Origin of the sequence: Ancylobacter dichloromethanicus (assembly GCF_018390645.1) — a bacterium.
GTDB classification, from domain to species: Bacteria; Pseudomonadota; Alphaproteobacteria; order Rhizobiales; family Xanthobacteraceae; genus Ancylobacter; species Ancylobacter dichloromethanicus.
The window spans coordinates 1-19,202 of sequence record NZ_JAHBGC010000045.1 but is presented as its reverse complement, the minus strand read 5'-3'; the positions used below and the strand labels follow the sequence as shown (position 1 = coordinate 19,202).

Genomic DNA, 19,202 nt, shown 5'->3' with positions numbered 1-19,202 from the left:
TGAACAGCAGGGCTGTGAACCGTCCAACACGCATGGGGTGCCCCTCCCTTACGACCTAAATGCGAGGTTTCTGAAGTCGCCAGCGCCATGGGTCATCCATAAGACTCTATGAGACCCCTTTGCTTTGCGGCAAGAAGTGGCAGCTTCGGCACGTTAAGCACCCAGCAGACCGGCCGCAACGATCGGCCCTTTCCCCGCCAAGCCATCCGAATGGACAAATAGCCAGAGCGGACATGCGTGGTGACCTTCAAGCGCAGACCAGCACGCCGAAGGTAAGCTCGCGGAGGCAGCCTCTCGGCTCACGGCTCTCCCGTTGGGGCGACCGCGCAGCCGATGCCCGTGGCATGGGTGAGGTGCAGTTCGGTGGGGAGCATTTCGGCGTGCACCGCAGCTGAGCGGTTGAGCCGTTCGCCCGCAGGGCACTGGCCGCTTGCTCGCTGTGCGTCTTTGCCGAGGTGCCTACTTCGCCGCTCCCATCACCTCGTTCGACTGCGTTGATGCTCAATTAGCGTATCAGGAAGCCAACGCCACCCACTGCGCCTACACCCACGTCGCTGAGTACTGGGACGAGCGCGTACGCATCATGCAAGTGTGGGCGGACTATCTCGACGCGCTGAGGACGGCGCCGGCGAAGAGGGCGTGAGGCAGGGCGTCGGGACAGCTCCTTGGCGGCAGAGGCAGGAGTTCGCTGCGATGAGGACGAATGGCCGGCATGGGGCCGGCGAACGAACCCGCTGCGCGGGAGGTGCCTGGGGTTGCTGTAGAGAGCACAGGCCGGAGGTCGGGCCTCCATTGAGCGTCGCGCGGCAGCGGCAGAGCATGACGGGCTTCTTCAACAAGGAGCCTGACCAATGCCCCATCCCGTTCTTGATGCACCCGTCAGCCCGCTGCGCCAGCGATTGATCGACGACATGAACATGCGGCGTTTTTCCCGCGAGACGCAGCGCAACTATCTCCGCGACATCGGACGCCTGGCGTCATTCCTCGGGCGTTCACCTGATACCGCTACCGCCGACGACCTGCGCCGGTTCCAGATCGAGCAGCAGGAGGACGGCGTCCCCGTGCCGACGATGAACAGCATCGTGTCGGCGCTGCGCTTTCTCTTCATCCACACGCTCGACCGCCCGGACCTGGCGCGCAGGCTCGTCCGGCTGGCGCATCGTCGCAACCTGCCCGTGGTGCTGAGCCGCGACGAGGTGGCCCGCCTGCTCAACGCCACCACGTGCCTCAAGCATCAGGCCGCATTGTCGGTCGCCTATGGCGCGGGCCTGCGGGTCGCCGAGGTGTCGATGCTGAAGGTCGCCGACGTCGACAGCGAGCGCATGCTGCTGCGCGTCGAGCGCGGCAAGGGCGGGCGCTATCGCAATGCCATGCTCTCCGAGGACCTGCTCACGCAGCTGCGTGAGTGGTGGAAGGTCGGGCGCCAGCAGGGCGTGATGCACCGCAATGGCTGGTTGTTCCCAGGACAGCACGCGATGAAGCCGATCAGCACGCGGCAGCTCCATCGCATCGTCGTCGAGGCGGCCCGGGCCGCTGACATCACCAAGCGGGTCGGGCCCCACACGCTGCGCCACAGCTTCGCGACCCACCTGCTGGAGGACGGCACCGACATCCGGATCATCCAGGTCCTGCTTGGGCATGCCAAGCTCAACAACACCGCGCTCTATGCGAAGGTCGCGACCAAGACGGTTCGCACGGTCACGAGCCCGCTCGACAAACTTGGGCTGTTCAGGCCAGGTGAGAATCTGCCCAGCGGCTAAGCCATGCGCGCCTCGGTCGAGGTCGCCGACATCTTCCGCGCAGCAGGGCCTGCCTACAGGGCCGCCCATTCAGGGCACCTGAGCATTCTCCAGCTCAAGGTCATGTCGGCGATCGAGCATTGCCGCACCGCTGCCCTCGGCGGTCACGTCGAGGCCTGTGAGGACTGCGGCCAGTGGCGGATTGCCTACAACTCCTGCCGCAACCGGCACTGCCCGAAGTGCCAGGGGGCGGCTGCGCGGACGTGGCTTGCCGAGCGCGAGGCCGACCTGCTGCCGGTTGGCTATTTCCATGTCGTGTTCACGCTGCCCGCCGAGGTCGCCGACATCGCGTTCCAGAACAAGGCGCTGGTCTACGACCTGCTGTTCAAGGCGGCGTCGGAGACGATGCTGACGGTTGCCGCCGATCCCAGGCATCTCGGCGCACGCATCGGCATCACCGCCGTGCTCCACACCTGGGGATCGGCGATGACCCACCATCCGCACGTACACATGATCGTGCCGGGCGGCGGCATCGCGCCTGACGCGAGCCGCTGGATCTCGTCGCGTCCTGCCTTCCTGCTTCCGGTGCGCGTGCTCGGCAAGCTGTTCCGGCGGCTGTTCCTCACGCGGCTGCTCGCACTGCGCGACGCCGGGCGGCTCGGCTTCTTCGGGACCATGGCACACCTCGCCGAGCGGCGGGCCTTCCTGCGCCACCTTGCTCCCGTCCGGACAAAGCGCTGGGTCGTCTATGCCAAGGCGCCATTCGCCGGGCCGGAGGCGGTGCTCGCCTATCTGTCGCGCTACACCCACCGGGTGGCGATCTCGAACGGTCGCCTGATCGCCTTCGACGCGACCGGCGTCACCCTCCGCTACAAGGACTACCGCCGCGACGGCGCGGACCGCCAGCAGATCATGACGCTCGCGGTCGATGAGTTCATCCGCCGCTTCCTGCTCCATGTCCTGCCACGCGGCTTCCATCGCATCCGGCACTATGGCCTACTCGCCGGCACCGCCCGCAAGGCCAGTCTCGCGCTTGCACGCGAACTCCTGGATGTCGCCGCGCCGCCCGACCCCCGCGTCTCCGACGAGCCGGAGGACTTCCGCCCGCCATGCCGCTGCTGCGGCGGACGCATGATCATCATCGAGACGTTCGAACGCTGGAGACAGCCACGCGGGCCGCCGCACGCGTCGACGACGAACCGGGAGACCGACCCATGACCCGGATTGGCATGGTCGAACCTTCAGTAGCAGGCGCCCAGTCGCCGGCAACGGACCCGCGCGCGTCCATCGTCAATATTGCCGCCGACAGGGTCACAAAGAGCCTCGTCCGGGATCGGCTGGACCGCGCGCAGGCACAACGAAGCGGCCTCTCCGCATCCATCCCCACGCTTCCCAGCGGCGGTGGCACCATCGCCGACATCGACCGCAGATCGAAATCCCCATAGCCGTCGACTGTACCCCGCGGGTTCCTTCCTCGGGGACTTTCGGACGCCTGCCGGCGCCCGAAACTCTTCACGGTGGCAGACTGGCCGGTTTTGGCTGCCGCCATGCAAATAGCGGCCGTTCTCAGCCGACACCTTAGATTGTCATTCAACCGGTCGTTGGAGTGATTCCGAAACTCGCCGTTCGAGAAGACTGCGGGCAGGTTCGGGAAAATCCACTCGGGCACAGATTTCGCGAAAGCGGCCTCACCGGACACATCGGGCTCTAGGAGCGGCCTGGACCGTCCCGTAAGGGGGTCCCAGTCCGAACGGCGTGAAGGAGCGATTGTGGCGCCGAGTGGCAACCAGTAGGGTGGTATCAGCATCAAGAGTTGGGGCGACGCCCATCACCAACCTGCCGATCCAGGCACGGTGGTGCCCTGCAAGGGGATGTGGCCGAGACGGCAACTAAACGGATCAAGCCACAAATCGTCGAACCAGCGCGATGAGCTACGTTGCACCGGGGCCATCCAGCTGTCGACACGTCTTGCTACTCGTCACGCTCAGTGTAATCTCAGGCGACTCACGTCCCTTACGATGCGGCATTCGCACAAACTTACGAGCCTCTGATTGGACGCGTATAGAAATAAGCCTTCCCGCATGCTTGTAGATCTTGTGACTTCGGATAACGAGGATGCGCTGATTCGTAGTTTCTGCGCCGGATTTGAGCTTGAAAAATGGCGCTGTACTCATTTCGCAAATCATCTGCTGGAATGGGTTCCGGACTATGCGTTGAAGGAAGATGAACTCCGGGTGAGTCATGGCAATATGTTTGTGCGCATGAATGAAGCCGTCGCCCGCGTCTATCGCAGTGAACATTATGAGAAGCGCGGCGAAGTGGGTGAAATATGCTTGCACGCAATATGTCGCGATTTTTTCGATACCATTCCATTGGCCCCGCGCATCTTCTACAAAACGGCCTCCAATGACGTCGTTAAATCCTTCGATATGGTGCATATAAAATACAATACGGAGGACTCTTTTGAGATTTGGCTTGGCGAGGCCAAGATCTATGAGGACGGCTTGGATGCCGTAAGCGCCGCGATAAGCTCGATCCGCGCGCATATAGATCAAGGATTTTTGAATCGGGAGAAGCTGTTATTAGGCGGGCAAATATACCCGTCTATTCCACGATATGATGAGGTTCGTCGTATATTGTCGCGTCAGTCTTCGCTTGATGCGTTGTTCGCGGCCGCCGTTTTTCCTATTTGTATCGCCTGTGACAGTGCCGCCGCCGCCGGTAGCAAGTCGGCATCCGCAGAATACATCGAGGGCGTAACAAAAGAGATTTCCCTGCTTACAGCCGCACTTAAGCGGTCGAAGCTTTCATCGATGATACGTCTCATTTTGATATACGTACCGCTTGGATCAAAGAAAAATCTCCTTGCCGCATTCGATAGAAAGCTAAAGGCGCTGCAGGATGATTGACGCATTCGATTGGGCGCGGATTACAGCTCTTAAAGGAGACGCTCTGAAGGGTGCAGTATTCTCGATACTGCGCAGCGCCTCGCTTGAGGTCAATAATCCCGAGCGGAGCGATGCGATTTTATTGCCAATTATTCCGCGACTTGCGGATATCATCGCCAATAATTATGAATTGAAAAACTATCGCGAGCCATTCAGTGCGCTGGCAAGAGCTGCTGGCCTGTGGAATTATATCGACAAAGAATTTGCCGATACGTCAGACCGGTTGGTCGCTGAGGCGGTCACAGTGCCAGAACTCGGTGGAATTACCCTACATCGCGAACAGATAGGTGCCCTCAATGAGATTTTTGCCGGGAGGAACCTCGTTTTAAGCGCGCCTACAAGCTTCGGTAAAAGCCTTCTAATCGACGCGATTCTAGCCTCGGGCAAGTACAAGCGTGTCGCGATCGTCGTACCAACAATCGCTCTCCTGGACGAAACCCGGCGGCGCATTCGGCGGCGCTTTCCGGAGCAGTTTGACATCATTGCTCACGGAACAGACGTGGCGTCAGATCGACCCACTGTATTTCTCGGCACTCAGGAGCGCATAATAAACAGGTCCGACTTAGGAACTCTTGACATCGTAATTGTCGATGAATTTTACAAGCTCGATGCGCGTCGATCTGATGAGCGAAGTGTTACGCTTAACGCTGCAGTATATAAACTTCTAACTAAATCGAGGCAATTTTTCTTTCTCGGTCCCAACATAGATAATGTCCACTTTGTCGGTGATGGCAGGTGGAAATTCCAATTTTTACGTACAAAATTCGCGACGGTAGCGGTCGAAACGTACGATCTTAAAGGAGTGGAGAACAAGCAGGAGCGACTGTTGGAGGAGCTGGGCGACGACACGCATTGGCCCGCTTTGGTATTCGTCTCATCTCCCGGTCGCGTGAACAGGCTTGCAATTGCTTCGTCAAAAGAGATGTCCGTCTCCGATGGAAGTGCTGAGCTGGCTCACTGGATGAAAGAGAATTTTGGGCCCACATGGCCTCTGATCGGAGCCGTTGAACATGGGTTCGGTGTTCATCATGCCAGAATGCCGCGGGCCCTGTCATCTCGCATGGTGCGCATGTTCAATGATCTGGACCTGCCGGTGTTGTTTTGTACCTCAACATTAATCGAGGGCGTGAACACGGCAGCGAAGACGGTCATGATCTACGATAAAGCGATCGACCGGGAAGATTTTGACTTTTTCACATTCTCAAATATCCGGGGTCGTGCGGGGCGCCTCGGCCAGCATCATGTTGGAAGGGTGCTGCTTTTTAATGAGCCGCCCGCTCAAACGGATACGGACGTCTCTCCTACCATCTTCGGCGACGAAGAGGGGGCACCGGATGATTATGTCGTCCAGATCAGTGATGAGGACATTGAGGTTCAGGTTGACCCGCGCATCACTCAACTCGAATTTACGCTCGGACTCACGAGAGCCGAACTGAAAGTTGCAGTGAGCATCGGGCTCGAGACGGCCGATCGCATACGACAAGAAGTGGCTCGACGATTGGCCGTTGATCCAACACTGGCCTGGGAGCGGTTTCCGAACTCTGAAGAGCTCAGTATGATCGCTGAAATCGTATTTACTGTCAGACGCGCGTCCGAGCTTGGTTCTAACACTGCGAAACAGCTTGCGTACTACATCTCGCGCTTGTCGCACTCTGAGACGATGCGGGTTTTTTTTATCGAGTACGATCAAAAGTACAAGGGCGATCCAGAAAACTATGACACGATTTTTCGGTTTCTTCGTGCCTGCGAATATGGCCTACCGCAAATCCTTTCGGTGATTGAGATTTTCGTTAGGAAGCGACATCCATCGACTAACTATAGGCATTTTATCAATGAACTGAGCCATTGGTTCCGCCCTCCAGTTTTACGAGAGTTAGACGAGGAAGGAATCCCCATTCAAATATCGGAGCGGTTTTACCGCGTAGGGGATACTCGTAAGAAGCTTGCGGAAAGGCTGCTCATGTACGCCTCCTCGCCGTCAAAGGAGATGGACGTCTTTGAACGCGAATGGGTTACGGGCGCTCTTGCATAATGCTGCTTGGTGCACCGCACTGGCAAGCCGACCTATGGTCTGCTTCCTGAGAAGTGGAGTTCGTTGACGTGCTGGTGGGATAGGATGCTCGATCATAATGAAGAGCGGCTTACCGCATCCGCTTCCCGAAAGCCGCCAGGCCGTGATGCACCATCTTCGAAATCCGAGCGACGCTAACGTACGGCGACTTTCGGGATCGGCGACCGTACAGCGCAACGGGTGGGATGGCGGCGCTAAGCAGATTAAAATTGCCTGCCCATGCTTACCCTCGACACGGCATACAAAACGCTGAAGAAATGCTAGAAAAGATACTGGGGACGGGTCTATGTACGCCGAAAAGGACTTTCAGTTACTGGAAGCGCGCACTGCCGATGTGCGCGTTGAGATTCCATGGCGACTAAAGGACCGGCCCTATATAAATCCCCACGCCGTGTTCAGCCGCATACCTCACGCCGATGGCGAACAGCACGAACATCTGACGGCCGTCATCGGCAAAAACGGTACCGGCAAATCCCATCTCCTGAGCGCGATCGTTCAGACGTTCCTGCGCCTTGAAGAGCTACAGCGGGGCACGCGAAAAGAGATCAAGGGCGGCCTGCCACTGAACCTGCTGGTCTATCGCGTGGATGGCTATCACTGCACGATCATGCAGAGGGGGCATCGTTCGATCAGCATCCAGGTCAACGATAGCGAAGTTGCGCCTGAAGACCTTCCTCTGCCGAAACGCATCGTGGCGCTGACCATCAGCCCGTTCGACAAGTTCCCGCTGCCCCGAACCATCCCTCGATCGGTGGTGCAGGTCGATGCCGCTTCATCAATGTATCACTACCTCGGACTGCGGGACAATTTCGGGAAGGCATCGATCCGGACGCTCCTGTTCCGCTCTTTAAGCAGTCTGTTCGACACAACAGACAACAGTGCCCTCCGGCGGAGCAACATCGGCGCTGTGTTCGAATTCCTCGGCATGCGACCGATGATCAACGTCATCTACCGCGTCAGGGAGAAATCGTTACTCCGCGAGATCTCGGACGGGCTCGATCCTTACACCCCCGACATGGCGTCGTATACGCAGAGGCGTCTGCTCGAAGACGTCGTTCGAAGCGAAATTGCCCCATCCACCCTTCGAGGCCTGGCGAACCTTGCCCTCCACAAGGCTGTCCGCAACCGGATTGAAACGCGCGCAGACCTAGAAACCGGATTTCAGGATCCGCTGTTTCTTGACCTGCAGCCGTTGCGCCGCGCAGGTTTCCTGAGTGTGTCCGGGGTCGGCGTCGAGCTCAAGGATGGTAGTCCGACAGACCTGCTTCAGGCAAGCTCCGGTCAACTGAGCATGGTGTCTGCGCTGATCGCGCTTGCCTCGGTCATCGAGAACGGCAGTCTGGTGCTCATCGACGAGCCAGAACTCAGCCTGCATCCTGAGTGGCAGCTGAAGTACATCGATCTGCTGCTGCGCACTTTCGCCCGATACCATGGCTGTCATTTCGTGGTGGCCACGCACTCGCCCATGGTGATCTCCGAACTGCCTGTGCACGCCGAAGTCATCTCGCTCGATCAGGAAAAGCTGCCATCTACCAAGGAACTGCAGGGACAGTCGGCAGACTATCTCCTCGCCGAAGTGTTCGGTGCGCCGACGCCAAACAATCTCCACGTCCGGGACCGCATCGTCGCTGCGCTGCGCATGATCGCGAATGGGGATGTGAATTCGAAGGCATTTGGGGAAGCGCTTTCAGACCTGCGCAAATTCGCGGCCGAGCTGGAGCCGAGTGATCCGGCAGCCGAACTGATCAAAAACGTTGAAGATGCTGCGCGTGACGCAGGGACTGAGGCGCAGTCATGAATCCCGTTAAGTATGGCGCCGCGTGCCAGGCTCTGATTGACGCTTTCAACGCACGCGAGCCCGCGCAGAAGAACCACAACTACTGGGACGACCCCGCCATCGGCCCGGTTCGTGCGGAGATCAAAGACCACTACATTGCGGAACAGAACCGTCGGTGCTGCTATTGCAACCGTGAGTATCCAACCAACAACAAGGCGGTCTGGGATGGCGAGCACATCATCGCCAAGAAACTCGCGCCGCGCTTCATGTTTGAGCCGTGCAACATGGCGGCGTCATGCAAGGACTGCAACATCGCGAAGGGCGAAGATGAAGTCCGCGTCGATCCTAACCGGAAATCATTTCCTGATCAGTCAAAGCACTACATCATCGTCCATCCGCATTTTGACGAATACTACGATCATATTCGGTGGTACGGAGATGCCGTAAAGCCGCTGACCCCCAAGGGCGGCGAGCTCGTTGGCATGTGCAAACTGTGGCGCTTTGGGGTCGCCAAGGCTGGCGTCGAAGTGGCTCCGCCCAACGCTTTGGTCGACGGGCTGATCGGCGTCATGATGGATCCCCAGGCAGACCCTTTGACCAAGGCAGTCGCTATTGAAGGTTATAAAGAGTACGTGAGGGGTCGGGCCCAGAAGCCGGCGGACTAGGCGCGGACGTCGATGTCGCTCATGCCGGCGCTGGAAGTGCGCCTTAATTGATCCGCAGCTGGCCTCGTCGATCAGGATGCGGCTTTCCGTTGAGGCCGCGTTCAGCCTTTTGGCCGGATCGGGGTAAACGACGCCATCAGCAATCGTAGCGATTAGATGGAGGAAGTCTGTGCCTTCACCCATGCTCGGTGCGAGCAGTAACGAAATTTGCGCCTCGGATCGAGCATTTCACTTAGCAAGCACATATTTGCCAATCCCGCTACCCACCCGATTAAAAAAGGCCCACCGCTCGATACGGACGTCAGCTTTTGGATATTTCGACTCGAAGTCGACACGACCGGAATGGCGGCGCTAAGCCGAATGTCTTCTATAGTGCCGTTGGTCAATGTCCGCACTTGGCGCCCCTGTCCACCGATGGCCTACGCCGTCGCGTCCCAATCCGGCGCGAACGGCGGGCGCACGAAGCGCTGGTCCTTAGGGAGCGCGGCAATAGTGGCGCGGTCCTCGTCGTCGAGCCGAATGGCGAAGGCATCGAGATTGGCCCTCTGGCTCTCGGGACGGGTGGCCTTGGGGATAACCGCGACACCGGGCTGGTCCAGCAGCCAGGCGATGGCCATCTGCGCGGCGCTACAGTCATGCTTAGTGCCAAGCGCGGCCAGCGTCGGATCGTTCGCTGCCCGCCCCTGCGCGAGTGGCGCATAGGCCGTCAGCGGAATGCCCTGGCCGCGCAGATAGGTCAGCATCGGCGCCTGCGACAGGAAGGGGTGATACTCGATCTGCACGCTCGCGATCGGCGCACCGATCTCTTCGACAGTACGACGAAGCATCGGCAGGTTGAAGTTGCACACGCCGATCGCCCGCGTCAGTCCACGCTCGCGCAGCGACATCAGTGCTTCCAGCGTCGCCGCCATGTCCATGTCCCGCGAGGGCCAGTGGATCATGTAGAGGTCCACATGATCGAGACCGAGCTTGCGCAGGCTGGCGTCCAAGGCGCGATGCAGCGCTTCCGGTGCGAGCTGGTCGTGCCAGACCTTGGTGGTGACGAAGAGTTCGTTCCGAGCAACGCCGGAAGTCGCGATGGCGGCGCCGACGGCAGCCTCGTTCTCATACATCGCCGCCGTGTCGATGTGCCGGTAGCCCAGCGCGAGCGCGCTTTCGACCACAGGCTGAGCGTCGGCACCGGGCATGCGGAAGGTGCCAAAGCCGAGACGGGGGATGGCGACGCCCCGCGTGGTGATGGTCTCCAAGATCTTCTCCTATTGATGCCTGCGGAGCTGGAGTTCACGCATCAGCCTCGCCGCGACTGGCCTGCACCAGTTCGGCGATGGCGGTCTCAATTGTGACCGACCCCTTCCGCGCCGCGCGGCCCTGATCGGCAAAGTCGATCCAGCCTTCATTGAAGCCGTCGATCATGCGGATTCTGGGCTGCGGGTTGAGGGCGCCCTGCGCGCGGAAGAGACCCTCCCATGTCTCGCGCGGCACGATCTCGACCGAAACCGGGCGCTCCAACGCGATGGCAAGGGCGCTCGCGATGTCGTTCGGCGACACGCGGGCGGGACCCTCCAGCTCAACGATCCGCGTTCCGCTCCAGTCCTCACGCAGAAGCACGGCGGCGGTGTGGCCGACATCCTGCGTCGCGACCATCGGGAACGGCTTGTCGGCGGGCTGCAGGAAGCTGCGCAGCACGCCCTCGTCGCGCGCGGCGGGGATGTCCCACTGCGCATTCTCCATGAACCAGCCGGGCCGCAGGAAGGTGACCGGCAGGCCGAGCCCACCAACGGCCACCTCCAGCAGCGTGCGCTGGGTCAGCAGGTTCACATGCGGCGCGTCGGCGCCGATGGTCGACAGGCACACGATCCTTGCCGGACGAGCCTCGCTGAGCGCCTTCGTCATGGCGTCAATGACGCGATGGGCTTCAGGAAAGCCGGGCTCCGGGTCGAACTCGGACGGCGGCAGGATGAAGACGCCCTCCGCATCCCTAAAGGCGGCGGTAAGGCTTACCGCGTCATTCATCTCGGCGATGGCGACGGCGCAACCTCTGGCGCGCCACTCGACCGCCTTGGCCTCGTCGCGCAGCACGGCCCGTACGGGCAGGTTCTCGGCGAGCAGGCTGCGCGCCAGTGCGCCGCCGACCTTGCCGGAGATTCCGGTGATGGCATACATGGTGGTCCTCCAGTGGGATTGGGGAGAGCGCGCCTCAGGCGAGGCCGGCATAGAGTTCGCGCTCGAACGCGCCGTAGAGCGCGACCACCCGCTCGTCGTAGAACGGCAGGATCTGGGTGAAGAGCGCGCCGGTGACGTGCTTCACCGGGTCTATCCAGAAATAGCAATTGAGCAGGCCGGCCCAGGAGACGCTGCCGGCCGAACGCCCGTTCGGGCCCGGCTCAGCGTTGATGTCGAAGGACAGGCCCCATTTGTGCGGCTGGCCGGGAAACTGGTCGAAGCTGCGGGAATAGCCCGGTTGGGCCGAGCGCATCTCGTGAACGTTCAGCTCGCCGATCTGGTTCTGCATCATCAGCGCCACCGTCTCGGGCCGCAGGATACGCGTGCCGGTCAACGCGCCGCCGTCTAGCAGCGCCTGCAGAAAGGCCATGTAGTCGCGCGGGGTCGAGAAGGCGCCGCCGCCGCCCATGAAGAATTCCGGCCGCTGCGGCATCTCGAACGGGCCGGGCTCCAGCCCGCCATCGGCGCGGCGACTGTGGAAGGTGGCGACGCGCTTCTTCTGCACACTGCCGATCAGAAAGCCGGAATCCTTCATGCCGAGCGGGCCGAAGATGTTCTCGCGGAAATACACCTCCAGCGACTGGTCGGAGACCGCCTCGACCAGCTTGCCGACCCAGTCCATGCTGATTCCGTATTCCCACCGCTCGCCCGGATCGAATTCCAGCGGAGCGGTGAAGGCGGCGTTCTTGCAGGTGGCGATGTCAGGCATGCCGGTGACCTGCTGGTAGCGGGTCAGAGCCTCGCTCCAGATCGAATAGGTGAAGCCGGAGGTGTGGGTCAGCAGATGGCGCACGGTGATCGCCCGCCTGGCGGGGCGAAGGCGCGGGGTGCCGTCGGCAGCGAAGCCCTCCATGACCTTGGGTGCAGCGAGTTCGGGCAGATACTTGGCCGCTTCGTCATCAAGGTTGATACGACCCTGCTCGACCAGTTGCATGCAGGCGGTCGCGGTGAAAGCCTTTGTCATCGACAACAGCCAGAACACGGTGTCGACCGTCATCGGCGCACCGGTTGCAACGTTCGATGTGCCAAAGCTGCCCTCGTAGACGAGGCCCTTGCGCGTCGCTGCCATGGCGACAACGCCGGCAACATCGTTGCGGGAGACACCGCCCCGCAGGGCGGCATCGATCGCGCCGGCACTCCGCAGGGAGGCGGCAGGCCGCGTCGCGGCAAAAGCCGGGCGGACGGCGTCGAGCGCCAGAAGTCCGCCCAGCAAGCCGCCGCGCTGGAGAATGGTTCTGCGAGTCATCGGGTTCATCACCGGCTCCTTTCGGGGATCGCAAGAAAGGCGGCCTTTGGCTGCTCGCCCGCGATGGTGTTGCGATGAAGCGGTTCTACGCCGTGCACCACGTGATTCACGCGCATTAGTATCAATGCTATGTTGACTGAGATTCACTTCTGATCTGAAAGCGGAGCGCGAGGCATGGTGTTCGACACGCGGCTTCTGACCGGAGTGGGCGTCATGGCCGCGGTCACTGAGGCGGGCAATTTTGCGCGCGCCGCCGAGATGCTGGGCCTGACGCCTTCCGGGGTGAGCCGGGCCGTCGCGCGGCTGGAGGCCCGGGTCGGCGTACGGCTGTTCGACCGCAACTCGCGCGAGGTCAGCCTGACAGAAGAGGGGCGACGCTTCCACGCGCAGGTGGTGCCGCTGCTTGCCGGGTTGGAGGAGGCCGCGTCCGAGGCCGCCGGTGCCGCAGCGGTGGTGCGCGGACGGCTGCGCGTCTCGGTGGACCCGTGGTTCGCGCGCATGGTGCTGGCATCAAAGCTGCAGACGTTCCTGCAGCGCTATCCCCTGCTGTCAGTGGATGTCTCCACCAGCAATTACCGCGAGGAGATGATGACTGGAGTCGACGTGGCGGTGCGCTTCGGCCCGCCGGACGCATCCTCCCTGATCGCTCGTAAGCTGCTGGATACCCGCGTGGTGACGGTGGCCGCACCCGCCTACCTGGGGCGGTACGGTGAGCCGCACTCGCCGCACGACCTCGTCCACCACGAGGCGCTGCTGTTCCGCGATCCGCAGACCGGTCTGCCGTTCCCCTGGGAGTTCAACCGCGACGGCGAGTTCGTCGAGGTCAAGGTCTCCAGCCGGCTGGTGCTGGATGATCCGTCGGTCGCGATATCGGCCTGCGTGGCGGGCCAGGGGATCTTCCAGAGCCTCGCCGTGGGTCTTGCACCCCTTCTGTCAGGGGGCGAGCTCGTCCAGATTTTGCCGGCGTGGTCGGAGGAGCTTTATCCGCTCTACGCCTATCATCCCTCCCGCCACCTCCCGCCGGCAAAGGTTAGGGCCTTTCTGGACTTCGTACGGGAGATCGCGCTGGACGCCGGGGCGGCGTAAACTAGGGCGGTGCGAAGGTCGGGTTTCGGGCACGCGTCGAACGTCTAGAGCTGGCGCATAGGTGCCGACTTCCCCCACCTCGCGAATGTCCGCACTTGGGCCGTGGCCGTTGCAAGATCAATGACCGAAATGGCGGCGCAAAGCGGACGTCCGAGAGGCCGCTCGAGGGCAGCAAAGAATCATGGGGCGGCGGCTCACGGCTCACGCGCTGCGGCGCCTGCACGGCCGCTGCCAGTGGCATGGTTGAGGTGCAGTTCAGAGGGGACCATTTCGGCGTTCACAGCAGCTGAGCCGTTGAGCCGTTCGCCCGCAGGGCACTTGGCCGATTGCTCGCTGTGCGTCTTTGCCGAGGCGCTAGCCCGGATCAGCCACCATCCCGCAGCCAAGCCGCCGACAAACCCTAGCTTGCCGTTGCTGGCCAGTTGGCCAATTCGGCAGGGGTTATCGGTCACTTCCGTAGGGCGTCCGAACCGCCCTTCCGATCAGACGGGGCAACTGCCGCAAAACACCTGTTTTCGGGCGGGCACCTGCATCCCTCATGACGGTGTAGTCTGCCCCGCCTAGGCTCAGGACTCATTGATCAGAGCCAGAAGATGACGGCTGCTGCGATGCAGATGGCAGAGAAGAAGGTGTGGGCGCATCGGTCGTAGCGTGTGGCGATGCGGCGCCAGTCCTTGAGCTTGGCGAACAGGTTCTCGACCTTGTGCCGCTGGCGGTAGAGGGTTTTGTCGTAGGGATAAGGCCGCTTGCGGCTCCGCGATGAAGGAATGCAGGGTGTGATGCCCCTGGCGGCCAGTGCATCGCGAAACCAGGCACTGTCGTAGCCCCTGTCAGCGATCAGGCATCTCGCCGGCGGCAAGGCATCGAGGACGAGGCGGGCCCCCTTGTGGTCGCTCATCTGGCCCTCCGATAGCACCATGATGATCGGCCGGCCCTCGCCGTCGCAGACGGTGTGGAGCTTGGAGTTCAGGCCGCCTTTGGTGCGCCCGATACGACGGGGAACATCCCCTTTTTAAGCAGGCTTGCCGCCGTGCGGTGGGCCTTGAGGTGGGTGGCGTCGATCATGATGCGTTCCGGTCTCGGCCCTTCGCCGGCAAGGTTGGCGAAGATACGGTCGAAGACCCCGAGCCGGCTCCAGCGGATGAAGCGGTTGTACAGCGTCTTGTGCGGGCCGTAGTCCTTCGGCGCATCCTTCCATTGCAGGCCGTTGCGGATCACATAGACGATGCCGCTCACCACCCGGCGGTCATCGACGCGCGGCACCCCATGGGCCAGGGGAAAGAACGGCGAGATCCGAGCCATCTGACGCTCGCTCAGCAGGAACAAATCACCCATGCCAGCCTCCTCAATGGAGACTGTGAATCACAAATCAAGACAGATTAATAGGTCCTGAGCCTAGCGATGGGCACATATACGCGCCTCATGTCAGACACTGCTTCGGCGGCGCGGCTGCGTGACTGCGGACCGGGCACCGCTCGCTATTCTTGCCTTCCCGACGCAGGTCGGATAGCGGACGCAGCCAAGGAATTTTCCATAGCTGCCGCTACGTTCGACCAGCCAGCCATCCTTGCATGCGGGGCACGCCGGATAGGTTGCCCCGCAGCCACATCGAGCCTCGGCCGTTCCATCTATGAGGCGGGGCAAAGCGGTCCCGCACCATTGGCAGGCGGGCAGCTGGTTTCCACAGTGCTGAACATGCTCGCAGCGATAGATGCGGCCATTTCTCCCAGCGACGCCCAACATCCGCCCAGCGCATTCGCCGCAGACATGATTCTCTAGCTCCAGGCCAAGAGGAGCGGCGACGCCGTAGGCGGGATCCTGCTTCAGCTCCGTGACAAAGGACGATGGCCGGACGTTCGAGGCAAGGATCGTCAGCGTGTGCCGCGCCCGGGTCATCGCGACATACATGACGCGTCGCTCTTCGGCGTTCGGGAACGCCTCCTCCTCCGGCGACACCAGAGACAGCAGGGGGTCGTCGACGATCTCTGCCGGGAAACCCGTGCGACCGCTGTCGGCGTTGAGCAGAATGACGTGGTCGGCCTCCAGACCCTTGGAAGCGTGGATGGTCTTGAAGCTGATCTGCAGCTGCGGAAAGCGTTGCCCCAAATCCCGCACATCTGGCTCGACGAAGCGGTAACGGCCGAGAAGCAGCACTGTCGCGGATTTTGCGTTGGGCGCCGCGGCAGCTGACAAGGTGGCAAGAACCTCGGACAGTTTCGCCGCGTCTTCGCCCTTGGAGACAGTCACGACCCTGATGGCGGGTTCGGTCGCGATTCCCGCCGGAACGATCAGCTTCTCGATCTGGGCCGGGTTCCGCAGCACGAAGGTTCTGGCTGCAAAGGCGATCTGGTCGACCGATCGGAAGGTGCGGCCAAGGTCGACGGCCCTGTGCACGCCCGTCTCGCCGTCAAAGCTGCCGCCAAACTCGGAACCGAAATAGCGCATCAGATGGATGTCGGACCCCGCGAAGCGGAAGATCGACTGCCAGTCGTCACCAACGGCAAAGACGCGCACGTCCGGATGCTGGGCCTTCAGTGCCTTCACCAGCCGGGCCCGGCTTTGCGAGATGTCCTGGAACTCATCGACCAGGATATGGCGGAACGGGCTGACGTAGCGGCCGGTCTCGGCGTAGCGCGCGGCGCGCAGGATCATGTCCTCGAAGTCGATCCGGCCCATGAGACGCTTCTGGTATTCCTCGAAAACCGGCGCGAAGACGTCGAGGAACGCCCCGGCGCGCTTGCCCAGCTTCATCCGGTCGGACTTGGCCTCGCAGTCCTGCAGACTATAGCCGCCACTTTTGAACTTGCGCAGGAAGGTCCCGAGCAGCTTCGAGAAATCATCGACCTGCCTCAACTCGACGACCCGGTTATAGATCGTGTCGACCGGGCGGGGTCTCAGGGTGACATAGGGTGCCAGTTTTTCGGCAAGGCCGCTCAGCAGGCGTCCTTCCTGCCGCTCATAGCTGTAGGTCTCGATGAGAGTGGTTCCATGTTCGGCATGGGCCCACTGCTTCCACTTCATGCCAGCAAGATATTCATCACAGTCGATGAAGGGCGCGGTGAACAGCTTTTCGTTGCCGTCGGCCAGTTTCTGGCGACGCACCCCGAAGTGCTCGATGTAGATGCCGCTCTCAACCAGGCGGAAGTCCGGCTGGTAATCGCGCATGCCGGTTTCGGCAATCTTGTGTTCGTAGACAGGCTCGTACTCGTAGTCGATGCCGTTCTCGTAAAGCCAGTTAGCTATCTGTAGTTCTTCGTAACTTTTGACCTTCTCGCCCTGCAGTGTGCGCAGGTCTTGGCTCTCTATGTGGGTGTAGAAGGCGTGTTTAGTCTTGAAATCCCATTCGGTCTTCGGCTCGACCAAAAAATGCGCGAACCACTGGATGATAGCATGCGATACGTCCGATAGCCGGCGGACCAAATCGATCAAGATCTGCTTGATCAGATTGGTGAAGGCCAAATCGTCTGTCGCATGGTCGGCCAGAGCGGGCTTTGATCCTTCGACGATGCCGATGATGTCATAGGCGAGCGCGTGGAAGGTCCGCGCGACGATGGGCACGCCGGATCGGGCTTCGACCCGTTCCGACATTTCCTTCGCCGCATTCTTCGCGAAGGCGAGGAGCAGAATTTCGTCCGACCGACGGATGCCCGCCTTGACCAGGTATGCCGCCTTCGCGGTAATGACGCTGGTCTTGCCCGATCCCGCCCCGGCGAGGACGAGCGTCGCATCCTCATCGACGACGACCGAAAGGCGCTGCTCCGGTGTCAGCGGATTGCGCTCGATCGTGTCGAAGAAATCCTTCCAGCGATCCAGTTCGGCGGTGACAAAGGCGGCGACGCCGTTTGCCCGCCATGTGCGCGGATCGCTTGCAAACTTCCGGATAGGCGCAATGCGCGCAACTGTCTCTGGCCCGATGGCCTCGGCGTTCAGCTTCGACAGAAGCGAAGCATCTAGAGCACGGGCTTGTTCGAGCAGGGGCGCGATCTGACACGCGGCGGGGTATCGGGACGGCGCTGCCAGCGACATCACCTCAGTGAGGATCTTGTCCAGGCGCGCCGCTTCGCTCTCAAGGGCGGCGAGATTGACGCGGGTCCACGCTTGCGTGATCCGCTCCGAAAACTCATGGGCGTCTTGGTGGCCCGCGCCCTTCAGCGTGACATCGGGGAACTCGCCTGAGCTGAGAGTCACCGCGGTTCCGAACATTCCCTTTCTGAGAGAAGGCGCGCTCGCCAACGACAGCAACGAGATAGATGCGACTTGGCTGCGGCGTATGATCCGAACGCAGTCCCCGTCCAGCTCCATGGCGCGGGCGAACCTGCCGAGGGGATCCGCCAGAAATCTGAGCAATGGGCGTTGTTGTAACCGAATCAATGAACTGTGCTTTCAGACTTCAAATGGATCAGGCTGTGCTTTGGCTGCTACGGACCGCAACCGACATTCCGCGTCTACGACACTTTGGCCAGAGAGCGAGTACAGAAACTTCAGAATCCCTCTGTGAATATCCCACCACGGCAAGGCGTAGAAATCCGACCTACGATTATCCTTCGACCAGGAGATGCCACCCCCCTCCAGCCACCGGGAGGCATTGAGCCGGACGATCAGGCTTTCGTCATGCAGTAGCTTCAGGACCCGCTTTCACCAAGCGCATTGCCCAAAAACAGGTGTTTTGCGGCAGGCGGGGTCTCCCCGGATGTCGACGCCGGCACGCTTCGCTCCGCCAGCGTGAGCCCCGTTACCCGGAAGGCGTAGCGAGGCGCTCCGGCGATGATGTAAGGAAAGGGACCGGGAGGTGCTGGCAGCCGCGCCAACCTCCGCGCGTGTCGGGACCGGGTGAGTGAAGCTCCGCAATGAATGCCGTCGAGATTGAAGAAGCCGTCTCAACCCTCGCCGCGAAGCCCTTCGATGCGGCGGAATTTCCCTTCGCTTTCCTCGAGGCGTTCGGAAACAAGGAAACGACCCTCAAGCGGCTGCGCAAGGGCGAGACGAACCGGTCCGATCTGCCCGGCGCGGTGCTGCAGACCAACAACATCCACATCGCCGTCGCCCCGCCCGGCGAGGTGACGCAGACGCTAGCCGCCCTCAAGGCCAGCCCCGCCACGGCCCGCGCCAAGGCGAAGTTCGTGCTGGCCACCGATGGCGAATGGCTGGAGGCGGAGGATCTCGTCTCTGATGCGGCCCCCATCGCCTGCGCCTATGCGGACTTCCCGAACTATTTCGGCTTCTTCCTGCCGCTGGCGGGCATCACCACCGTCCGGCAGATCAGCGAGAACGCGTTCGATATCCGCGCCACTAGCCACCTCAACAAGCTCTATCTGGAGCTACTGAAGGACAATCCGGAATGGGGCACGCAGGCGCGGCAGCATGATCTGAACCACTTCATGGCGCGGCTCATCTGGCCTGCTGCCGGTTTCGTGGACACCGCGATTGGGTGTTTCATGAAGCCGGAG

At 61.4% G+C, this 19,202-nt stretch carries 14 protein-coding genes and 1 riboswitch; of the genes, 9 read left to right on the top strand and 5 right to left on the bottom strand.

Translation table 11 applies throughout. The annotated features are described in order from the left end of the window. The first annotated feature begins 851 nt into the window (after nt 1–851). The 7 genes from KHC23_RS18885 (at nt 852) to KHC23_RS18855 (ending at nt 9,200) form a co-directional block, all read left to right on the top strand. Entirely contained in the window at nt 852–1,760 is a 909-nt protein-coding gene (locus tag KHC23_RS18885; protein WP_213374685.1) for a tyrosine-type recombinase/integrase, read from the top strand. A gap of 3 nt (nt 1,761–1,763) precedes the next feature. Then, nucleotides 1,764–2,957 carry an IS91 family transposase gene (locus KHC23_RS18880; protein ID WP_213374683.1) on the top strand — a complete coding sequence of 398 codons (1,194 nt, stop codon included), beginning with the start codon at nt 1,764–1,766 and terminating at the stop codon, nt 2,955–2,957. After that, nucleotides 2,954–3,184, top strand: coding sequence for a hypothetical protein (locus KHC23_RS18875; protein ID WP_213374681.1), 231 nt, complete (start codon nt 2,954–2,956; stop codon nt 3,182–3,184). The genes KHC23_RS18880 and KHC23_RS18875 overlap by 4 nt, the downstream gene beginning before the upstream one ends. A gap of 353 nt (nt 3,185–3,537) precedes the next feature. Further along, a riboswitch (SAM-I-IV-variant riboswitch) is annotated at nt 3,538–3,642 on the top strand. A 178-nt stretch (nt 3,643–3,820) separates the two neighbouring features. Continuing rightward, nucleotides 3,821–4,648 carry a HamA C-terminal domain-containing protein gene (locus KHC23_RS18870; RefSeq protein ID WP_213374679.1) on the top strand — a complete coding sequence of 276 codons (828 nt, stop codon included), beginning with the start codon at nt 3,821–3,823 and terminating at the stop codon, nt 4,646–4,648. After that, a complete protein-coding gene (locus KHC23_RS18865; RefSeq protein ID WP_213374677.1) occupies nt 4,641–6,719 on the top strand; it encodes a DEAD/DEAH box helicase in 2,079 nt (692 codons plus the stop codon). Before KHC23_RS18870 ends, KHC23_RS18865 begins: the two co-directional genes overlap by 8 nt. 325 nt (nt 6,720–7,044) lie before the next feature. Beyond that, entirely contained in the window at nt 7,045–8,556 is a 1,512-nt protein-coding gene (locus KHC23_RS18860; RefSeq protein WP_213374675.1) for an AAA family ATPase, read from the top strand. Then, nucleotides 8,553–9,200 carry an HNH endonuclease gene (locus tag KHC23_RS18855; protein WP_213374673.1) on the top strand — a complete coding sequence of 216 codons (648 nt, stop codon included), beginning with the start codon at nt 8,553–8,555 and terminating at the stop codon, nt 9,198–9,200. Before KHC23_RS18860 ends, KHC23_RS18855 begins: the two co-directional genes overlap by 4 nt. A 419-nt stretch (nt 9,201–9,619) precedes the next feature. On the opposite strand, the gene KHC23_RS18850 is transcribed toward KHC23_RS18855, so the two are convergent. The 3 genes from KHC23_RS18850 to KHC23_RS18840 are packed head-to-tail and all read right to left on the bottom strand — an operon-like array spanning nt 9,620 to nt 12,678. Beyond that, nucleotides 9,620–10,447: an aldo/keto reductase gene (locus KHC23_RS18850; RefSeq protein WP_213374671.1), complete on the bottom strand. Its 828-nt coding sequence runs from the start codon at nt 10,445–10,447 to the stop codon at nt 9,620–9,622. A 34-nt stretch (nt 10,448–10,481) separates the two neighbouring features. Next, nucleotides 10,482–11,363: an NmrA family NAD(P)-binding protein gene (locus KHC23_RS18845; protein WP_213374669.1), complete on the bottom strand. Its 882-nt coding sequence runs from the start codon at nt 11,361–11,363 to the stop codon at nt 10,482–10,484. Nucleotides 11,364–11,397: 34 nt separating this feature from the next. Continuing rightward, nucleotides 11,398–12,678, bottom strand: a complete 1,281-nt coding sequence (locus tag KHC23_RS18840) for a serine hydrolase domain-containing protein (RefSeq protein WP_213374667.1) — start codon at nt 12,676–12,678, stop codon at nt 11,398–11,400. Nucleotides 12,679–12,843: 165 nt separating this feature from the next. Between KHC23_RS18840 and KHC23_RS18835 the strand changes: the two genes are divergently transcribed. Further along, nucleotides 12,844–13,755, top strand: a complete 912-nt coding sequence (locus KHC23_RS18835) for a LysR family transcriptional regulator (RefSeq protein ID WP_213374665.1) — start codon at nt 12,844–12,846, stop codon at nt 13,753–13,755. Between the two features lie 580 nt (nt 13,756–14,335). Here KHC23_RS18835 and KHC23_RS18830 read toward each other — a convergent pair. Beyond that, a protein-coding gene (locus tag KHC23_RS18830; protein WP_213374664.1) for an IS5 family transposase occupies nt 14,336–15,090 on the bottom strand; the annotation gives its coding sequence in 2 pieces (ribosomal slippage) (nt 14,336–14,757 and nt 14,757–15,090; 756 coding nt in all). A gap of 90 nt (nt 15,091–15,180) precedes the next feature. Then, nucleotides 15,181–17,958 carry a UvrD-helicase domain-containing protein gene (locus KHC23_RS18825; RefSeq protein ID WP_246544773.1) on the bottom strand — a complete coding sequence of 926 codons (2,778 nt, stop codon included), beginning with the start codon at nt 17,956–17,958 and terminating at the stop codon, nt 15,181–15,183. 644 nt (nt 17,959–18,602) lie between these two features. Here KHC23_RS18825 and KHC23_RS18820 point away from each other — a divergent pair. Beyond that, on the top strand, nt 18,603–19,202 hold a 600-nt coding region (locus KHC23_RS18820; RefSeq protein WP_343210780.1), incomplete at its 3' end, for a type IIL restriction-modification enzyme MmeI.